The following is an 8,057-nucleotide window of genomic DNA, read 5'->3' as shown; positions in this document are numbered from 1 at the left end:
CAGCAACGACGGTTCCACCGCTTGTTCGACACGACCGGCCTGGACCGGTTCGACACGCTGCGCACCCTGGTCGGCGAGTACCGGGAGCACATGCACCAACGAGCCGGTGCACACCCGGCCGGCTTAGAACACGCGCGCACGAGCGTGGAAAGCGCGCGCGTGAGCGTGGAACTCGCGCGCGGGAGCGTGGGACTCGCGCGCACGAACGTGGGACTCGCGCGCGGGAGCGTGGGACTCGCGCGGGCTGCGGGTCAGGGGCGCGTGCGCGACACCACCACGTCGTCGAGCTTCACGAAGCCCACCCGGTGCCCGAACTGGATCTGCACGTACTTCGTCCTCCCGCGGACCACCACGTGTTCCGCCGGGTCGAAGGTCGTCGCCGAGTAGTACTCCGCGGGCAGGGTCGGGCCGGCGGTGTACTTCTGGCCCGCGGGCAGCGTGTACTGCAGCGGCACGACTTCCTGCGGCGTGAGCCCCTCCGGGTACGCGGAAGCCTCCGGGTACGCGCGCCCGTACACCGGCACCGACGACCGCCCCGGCCGCGGCGTCACCACCTGCCCCAGCACCGGCACCACCCCGGACGAGCGCAGCCACCCCTTCTGCCCGAGGTACCACACGGCCGTCCAGTCGCCCCGGATTTCCGCCACCGCGTACCGCTGCCCGGCCGACACGCGGCTGCCCACGTCGGAGATCGCCACGGTGGACGGCCCGCCGTCCGGGTGCAGGCCGATGTCCGCGAGCAGGGGAGCGTCGTCGCGCGGCTCCACCCGCAGGAACAGCGCCGACGAACCGCGCGCGGGGCACGCGGCGCCCGGCGCCGCGCACCCCGTGTACCCGGTCGGGTTCGACGCGAAGTCCGGCTTGACCATGACCATGCCCGTCGGCTGCCGCACCGGCCGCGGGTTCAGCGGCGCGCCGAGCAGGTCGAAGTAGTGCGCCCAGTCCCAGTACGGCGCCGGGTCCCAGTGCATGCCGGCGACCTTGTCCGCGGTCGTCCCCGGCACGTTGTCGTGACCGATGACGTGCTCGCGGTCCAGCGGGATCCGGTACTTCCCGGCCAGGTAGCGCACCAGCTTCGCCGAGGTCCGGTACATCGCCTCGGTGTACCAGGTGCCCTGCGCCGCGAACCCCTCGTGCTCGACGCCGATCGACTTCGCGTTGAAGTACCAGTTCCCGGCGTGCCAGCCCACGTCCTTGGTCAGCACGTGCTGGGCGACGTGCCCGTCGGTCGAGCGCAGCGTGTAGTGCCACGCCAGGTACGCCGGGTCCTGCACGAGCCCGATCGCCGTGTCGTAGGTGCACTCCGTGTCGTGGATGACGATGTGCGTGATCCGCTGCGAGTTCGGCCGCTCGGCCTTGTCGTGGTTGCCGTAGTCGCCGTTGCCGAGGTCCTGGTAGGGCGCCGGGATCCACTCGACGGGCAGCCCGGGCGGCGCCTCGGCCGCGCCCTCCGCGACGGTGGACAACCCGAGCGCGCGGACCTGCTCGCGTCGCGGTGACACCGGCGTCGCGGGCAACGTGACCGCCTGCCCGTCGTCGGTGGTCCGGCTCGCCCCGGCGGCGATGGTCGCGAAGACCTCGTCGGCGAAGAACGTCGCGGTCCCGGTGTCCGACGCGCCGCTGTAGCGGGCGACCGCGCCGTACCAGCCGGCCGGATCGTCCGCCCGCGCGCCGAGCTCGCGCTGGTAGTGGGCCAGCACCGCGGCGCCACCGCGGATGTTCTGCACCGGGTCCGTCCGCAGCGTCGCGGCGTCCACGCCGGTCAGCTCGGCGGCGAGGTCGACGGTCTGCAGCGCTGCCGACGTGTGCGGCCGCAGCTCCCCGCGCGCCGCGTCGCCCCGTGGGTCCTCGCCCTGGTCGTGGTGGCTCCCGCCGGCCGCGACGGCCCGCAGGTCCGTCAGGTGCAGCGGGCCGAACCCGGCGCCGGTGCTCGGCGCGCCGCCGTGGGAGTCCCAGCGGGACTTCAGGTACGACACGCCGAGCAGCACGGACTCCGGGACGCCGAACTCCGCCGCCGCGGCCGCGAACGCGCGCTGCCGCGCTCCGGTCGTGGCCGCGGACGCGCCGGGCGCGGCCACCACGGCCACACCGGCGGTGCCGGCAGCGATCGCGCGCAGGGCGTTGCGGCGGGTGAACGACGTCATTGCGGCCTCCCCGGAACAGGTGCAGTCAGAAAACTACACACCGTCAAGGGGAGGAGGGAACCAACTTCCGTCTCAGACCCGGTGCAGGCTCGGGTCCCGGTCGGTCACCACGAAACTGGCCGCGGTCTCGGCGGCCGCGCCCGGCCGGCTGACGTAGGGCAGGATCCGGTAGTCGGCCCGCAGCTCGTTCGCGGTGAAGCGGGTGCGGATGTAGCCGCGCCGGTTCTTGTGGAACTTGACGTGCGGGTTCTCGTCCAGCACCGACTGGAACGGGTCGTCGTTGCCGTCCCGGCCGCTGGTGATCGACGTCGTGATCAGCTCGACGCCCACGCCCTTCGAGTCCGGCTGCCCGTAGGTCTGCTTGACCTCCGACGCCCAGTGCCGGTGCACGTCCCCGGTGAGCACGACACCGTTGCGCACCCGCGAGTCGCCCATCGCCGCGGCGATGCGGTCCCGGTTGGCCTTGTAGCCGTCCCAGGCGTCCATGTTGTAGCCGAGCTGCGAGCCGGCGGTGAAGTCGATCTCGGAGAACACCACCTGCTGGCCCAGCACGTCCCACCGCGCCCTGCTCTGCCGGAACCCGTCGATCAGCCACTTCTCCTGCGCCGCGCCGGTGATAGTGCGGTTGGGGTTCAGGCGCTCGTCGCAGCTGACCTTGACGCCGTCGCCGCAGGCCTGGTCGTCGCGGTACTGCCGGGTGTCGAGCATGTGGAAGGTGGCCAGCTGCCCCCAGTGGATCCGCCGGTAGAGCTGCATGTCGATGCCCCGCGGCCGGGCGTTGCGGCGCAGCGGCATGTTCTCGTAGTAGGCCTGGAAGGCGACCTTGCGGCGGTCCAGGAACGACGCGCCGGGCGTCTGCGACGAGGCTTCGGGCACCTCGTCGGCCCAGTTGTTCTCGGTCTCGTGGTCGTCCCACACCACCAGCCACGGCGCGGTGGCGTGCGCGAGCTGGAGGTCGGGGTCGGTCTTGTACTGGGCGTGGCGCAGGCGGTAGTCGGCGAGCGTGACGGTCTCCGGGCCGACGACCGTGCGCACGTCGGTGGCCTTGGCCGCGTACTCGTACTGGTAGTCGCCCAGGTGCAGGATGAGGTCCGGGTGGTCCTCGGCGAGGCGGCGGTAGGCGGTGAAGTAGCCCTCGCCGTAGTGCGAGCACGACGCGAAGCACATGGTCAGCGGGGACAGCTGCCACGGCGCGGGCGCGGTGCGGGTGATGCCGGCCGGGGAGATCTCGCCGCCGACGCGGAACCGGTAGTAGTACTCGGTGCCCGGCTCCAGGCCGTCCGCCTCGACGTGCACGCTGTGCGCCGCCTCGGGCGCGGCCCACGTCTGTCCGGAGTGGACGATGCGGGTGAAGCGCTCGTCGCGGGCGATCTGCCACTGCACGGGCAGGGCCCGGTTCGGCATGCCGCCGAGGCCGTCCTCGGCGAGCGAGTCGGCGGCCAGCCGGGTCCACAGGACGACGCCGTCCGGCAGCGGATCGCCGGAGGCGACGCCGAGGTTGAAGACGTCGCCGACGGGCCCGGTGCCCGCTCCGGGCGAGGCGGAGGCGCGGGTGATTCCGGCGCTCAGCGCGACCGCCGCGGCGCCGCCGATCAGGACCTTGCGGCGGTTGAGTTTCGGGGTGTCCGGCACGTGCACTCCTCGTGGTGGGAACCAGTGGGGCCCATCGACGGTGCATCTCCGGGGCGAACGGGACGAAGGTGATCAGGTGGCTGGAAAGTGAATTTCCCTCAGCGGACCGGTTCCGGTGCCGGCCTGCTGTCGAAGGCCTCCCGCGCGGCGAGGATCTCGCCGACGTGCTCCTCGGCCCACTCGCCCAGGACGTTGAACATGTCGCCGACCTGCGTGCCGAGGCCGGTCAGGGAGTACTCGACGCGCGGCGGCACGGTCGGGTAGACGGCCCGGTCGACCAGGCCGTCGCGCTCCAGGGTGCGCAGGGTCTGGGTGAGCGATTTCTGGGTGATGCCCTCGAGCAGGCGGCGCAGCTCGTTGAACCGCATCGGGCCGTCGTGGCGGCGCAGCGAGCTGAGGACCAGCAGGCTCCACTTGTTGGCGAGCGCGTCGAGCACGGTGCGGGCCGGGCAGGCGGTCAGGTAGGACTGGACGGTATCCATGAGGTACCTGGATATCAGGAAGGTGCCTTCTTCACAACGGATACCGCCCGGGTCGACGATCTTCGGCATGAGAGCTGTCGATGTGCGGGCCCTGGGTGGCCCGGAAGTGCTCGAACTGGTGGACGCGCCGCGGCCGGTGCCGGGGGCGGGCGAGGTGCTGGTGCGGGTGCACGCGGTGGGGGTCAACCCGGCGGACTGGAAGCTGCGCCGCGGGCTCGTCGACGGGGTGGGGCTCGTGCCGCCGTTCCGGCTCGGGCTGGACTTCTCCGGCGTGGTCGAGGAGACGGGGGAGGAGGTGTTCGGGCTGGTGATGTCGCAGTGGGGTGCGTACGCCGAGTACGTGGCGGTGCCCTCGTCGGCGTTGGCGCCCAAGCCGGCGGGGCTGGACCACGTCACGGCGGCCGCTTCACCGACCGCGGTGCTGACGGCGGCGCAGGCGCTGGACGACGTGCGGCCGGGGCAGCGGGTGCTGATCCACGCGGCGGCCGGCGGGGTCGGGCACGTCGCGGTGCAGGTGGCGAAGGCACGCGGCGCGTACGTGATCGGCACCGCGCGATCGGCGAACCACGAGTTCCTGCGCGAGCTGGGCGCGGACGAGTTGATCGACCACACGGTGGCGGACTTCACGTCCGCCGTGTCGGACGTGGACGTGGTGTGCGACCTGGTCGGTGGCGACTACGGGGCGCGCTCGCTCAGGGTGCTGAGGCCGGACGGCGTGCTGATCGACGCGCAGGGCAACGACGCGACGGAGGACCCGCGCTACCGCCGGTTCCACGTGCAGCCGTCCGGGGCGGCTCTGGCGCGCGCGGTGGACGGCGTGCGGGTCCACGTCTCGCAGGTACTGCCCCTGGAGGACGCCGCGAAGGCCCACGAGCTGAGCGAGAGCGGCCGGGTGCGCGGGAAGATCGTGCTGACGGTGTGAACGAACGGCCCCGGGACCACGCCGTCGGGGTCCCGGGGCCGTTCAGGTCAAGGCCGGTGCTAGCAGCCTCCGCAGCAACCGCAACCGGGGCCACTGCACGAGCTGCAACAGCTGCAACCACCCATGGGAACACCAATCCTTCCAGTCGTGTCCGGGCCGTTTCCCAAGGTAGGGAGGCGCGGGCACGGCCAACACCGCCCAACGAGTGAGATGCTGGTATCGCTACGTGACGATGCGTGCCGGTGCCATCGATCCGAACGACACCCCGTCGTGACAAGGGGTGCGACCCACACCGGGGGGCCCTCCTTGCGCGGCCGCCGTCGAGGAAGCCCTCGATCCGCCGGTTCGCGATGTCAGGGGTCCCGTACGTAGACCTTCGCGAGCATGGTCACGGTGTGCCCCGCCCGCTCCGCGACGTCGGGCAGTGGGGCCGTCCCGCCAGCACCGACCGGACGAGGTTCGGCGGAAGGCCCAGCGGCCGGGCACGCCGCAAGACGTCGATGCAAGGACGCGTTGCTGACCGACCGGCCGTCAAGCCGTCGCGGAACCAGCGCGGAACAAAGCCGCCGGTCAGGCCGCTTGGCATCCCGTTCGGGCAGCACCGGGGGACCCTCCTTGCGCGGCTAGCACTCCCGTGGCTAGAGTGCTAATCGAAGGCACCGCACACGCCCCGGCACCCGCGACGGCGGGGGTGGTAGGCGCCGAAACCAAGTAAGTACCTGCCAACGCTTTCGACGACCCGTGGAGGTCAACCCGGTGAGCGTGAACATCAAACCGCTCGAGGACAAGATCGTTGTCCAGACGAGCGAGGCCGAGGAGACGACCGCGTCCGGCCTCGTCATCCCCGACACCGCCAAGGAGAAGCCCCAGGAGGGCAAGGTTCTGGCCGTGGGCCCGGGCCGCGTCGACGACAAGGGGAACCGCATCCCCGTCGACGTCAACGTCGGCGACGTCGTCATCTACTCCAAGTACGGCGGCACCGAGGTCAAGTACAACGGTGAGGACTACCTGATCCTGTCCGCTCGCGACGTGCTGGCTGTCGTCAACTGACACAGGCGCTGCGGTGAACGCCCCGGGCCCCGCTGGAAAGCCGGGGACGGGGCGTTCTGCTGTCTGAGAGGACTTCCATGCCCAAGCAGATCAACTTCGACGAGGACGCTCGTCGAGCCCTCGAGCGCGGCGTCAACAAGCTCGCCGACGCGGTCAAGGTCACCCTCGGCCCGCGTGGTCGCCACGTCGTGCTCGACAAGAAGTTCGGCGGCCCCACGATCACCCTCGACGGCGTCACCGTCGCGCGGGAGATCGACCTGGAGGACCCGTTCGAGAACCTCGGTGCCCAGCTGGCCAAGAACGTGGCCACCAAGACCAACGACGTCGCCGGCGACGGCACCACCACGGCCACCGTGCTGGCGCAGTCTCTGGTGAAGGTCGGCCTCCGCAACGTGGCCGCCGGCGCCAACCCGGCTGCGCTCGGCAAGGGCATCGAGGCGGCCGCGGAGAAGGTCATCGAGGTGCTCAAGTCCAGGGCCACCCCGGTCAAGGGCCGCGACAACATCGCCCAGGTCGGCACGGTCACCTCGCGTGACGCCACCATCGGCGCCCTGCTCGGCGAGGCCGTGGAGCGGGTCGGCGAGGACGGTGTGATCACCGTGGAGGAGTCCTCCACGCTGGCCACCGAACTCGAGATCACCGAAGGTGTGCAGTTCGACAAGGGCTACCTGTCGGCGCACTTCGCGACCGACCCGGAGGAGCAGCGGGCGATCCTGGAGAACGCCTACGTGCTGCTGCACCGCGAGAAGATCTCGGCGCTGGCCGACCTGCTCCCGGTTCTGGAGAAGGTCGCCGAGTCGAAGAAGCCGCTGCTGATCATCGCCGAGGACGTCGAGGGCGAGGCGCTGTCCACCCTGGTGGTCAACGCCCTGCGCAAGACCCTCGTCGCGGTCGCGGTGAAGGCCCCGTTCTTCGGTGACCGCCGCAAGGCGTTCCTGGACGACCTGGCCGTCGTCACCGGCGCGCAGGTCATCTCCTCGGAGGTCGGCCTCAAGCTGTCCGAGATCGGCCTCGACTCGCTGGGCACCGCCCGGCGCATCGAGATCACCAAGGACAACACGACGATCGTCGACGGTGCCGGCACCAAGGCCGACATCGAGGCCCGCATCGCGCAGATCCGCAAGGAGATCGAGACCACCGACTCCGACTGGGACCGCGAGAAGCTGCAGGAGCGGCTGGCCAAGCTCGGCGGTGGCGTCGCGGTGATCAAGGTCGGCGCGGCCACCGAGACCGAGCTGAACGAGCGCAAGCACCGCATCGAGGACGCCGTGGCGTCGACCAAGGCGGCCGTCGAGGAGGGCATCGTGCCCGGCGGCGGCTCGGCGATCGTGCACGCGGTCAAGGAGCTCGAGGGCGACCTCGGCCTGACCGGCGACGAGGCCACGGGTGTCCGCATCGTGCGGGACGCCCTGACCGCGCCGCTGAACTGGATCGCGGCGAACGCCGGCTACGAGGGCCCGGTCATCGTGTCCAAGGTGCAGGAGCAGGGCTGGGGCTACGGCTTCAACGCCGCGACCGGCGAGATCACCGACCTGCTGCAGGCCGGCATCGTCGACCCGGTCAAGGTGACCCGCTCCGCGGTCGCGAACGCGGCCTCCATCGCCCGTCTCGTCCTCACCACGGAGAGCACCGTGGTGGACAAGCCGGTCGAGGAGCCCGAGAACACCGGCCACGGCCACGGCCACGCGCACTGACGAAGAACGAGAGGGCCCCCGCCACAAGCGGGGGCCCTTCTTCTTTTCTGCCCCCCCACACACACAAACCGCCACCCGGCAACGCAACCGATTTGGCTGGGGATCGGGTTGCGGGAGAGGGGTGGCTCGGGGG

Annotated in this window: 6 protein-coding genes; 3 read left to right on the top strand and 3 right to left on the bottom strand. The window is 71.3% G+C overall.

Features of this window, described 5'->3' with window-relative positions; genetic code table 11:
• Positions 1 to 251 precede the first annotated feature (251 nt).
• The 3 genes from D0D15_RS34865 to D0D15_RS34855 form a co-directional block, all read right to left on the bottom strand.
• Positions 252 to 2,144 (bottom strand): N-acetylmuramoyl-L-alanine amidase, encoded by a 1,893-nt coding sequence (locus tag D0D15_RS34865; protein ID WP_094003954.1) that lies wholly within the window; start codon positions 2,142 to 2,144, stop codon positions 252 to 254.
• Between the two features lie 72 nt (positions 2,145 to 2,216).
• A complete protein-coding gene (locus D0D15_RS34860; protein WP_115945069.1) occupies positions 2,217 to 3,776 on the bottom strand; it encodes an alkaline phosphatase D family protein in 1,560 nt (519 codons plus the stop codon).
• Positions 3,777 to 3,874: 98 nt separating this feature from the next.
• Positions 3,875 to 4,258, bottom strand: a complete 384-nt coding sequence (locus tag D0D15_RS34855) for a winged helix-turn-helix transcriptional regulator (protein WP_094003956.1) — start codon at positions 4,256 to 4,258, stop codon at positions 3,875 to 3,877.
• A gap of 67 nt (positions 4,259 to 4,325) precedes the next feature.
• Here D0D15_RS34855 and D0D15_RS34850 point away from each other — a divergent pair, with 67 nt between their 5' ends.
• From D0D15_RS34850 to groL, 3 genes are all read left to right on the top strand, one after another.
• The gene (locus tag D0D15_RS34850) at positions 4,326 to 5,180 is read left to right on the top strand and encodes an NADP-dependent oxidoreductase (protein WP_094003957.1); all 855 of its coding nucleotides are present in this window, start codon (positions 4,326 to 4,328) and stop codon (positions 5,178 to 5,180) included.
• Between the two features lie 756 nt (positions 5,181 to 5,936).
• Positions 5,937 to 6,230, top strand: coding sequence for a co-chaperone GroES (gene groES, locus D0D15_RS34840; protein WP_026153773.1), 294 nt, complete (start codon positions 5,937 to 5,939; stop codon positions 6,228 to 6,230).
• A 77-nt stretch (positions 6,231 to 6,307) separates the two neighbouring features.
• Positions 6,308 to 7,924: a chaperonin GroEL gene (gene groL, locus D0D15_RS34835; RefSeq protein ID WP_094003958.1), complete on the top strand. Its 1,617-nt coding sequence runs from the start codon at positions 6,308 to 6,310 to the stop codon at positions 7,922 to 7,924.
• Positions 7,925 to 8,057: the final 133 nt, after the last annotated feature.

Source organism: Amycolatopsis thermalba (assembly GCF_003385215.1).
GTDB classification, from domain to species: Bacteria; Actinomycetota; Actinomycetes; order Mycobacteriales; family Pseudonocardiaceae; genus Amycolatopsis_E; species Amycolatopsis_E thermalba.
Note: the sequence above shows the minus strand (reverse complement) of the source record. Positions and strands in the feature narration are given on the sequence as shown.

What these genes read in the sequence shown, in the direction of transcription:
- D0D15_RS34865 (WP_094003954.1), bottom strand. Translation starts at nt 2,144, where the DNA reads ATGACGTCGTTCACCCGCCGCAACGCCCTGCGCGCGATCGCTGCCGGC.
- D0D15_RS34855 (WP_094003956.1), bottom strand. Translation starts at nt 4,258, where the DNA reads ATGGATACCGTCCAGTCCTACCTGACCGCCTGCCCGGCCCGCACCGTG.
- D0D15_RS34850 (WP_094003957.1), top strand. Translation starts at nt 4,326, where the DNA reads ATGAGAGCTGTCGATGTGCGGGCCCTGGGTGGCCCGGAAGTGCTCGAA.
- groL (WP_094003958.1), top strand. Translation starts at nt 6,308, where the DNA reads ATGCCCAAGCAGATCAACTTCGACGAGGACGCTCGTCGAGCCCTCGAG.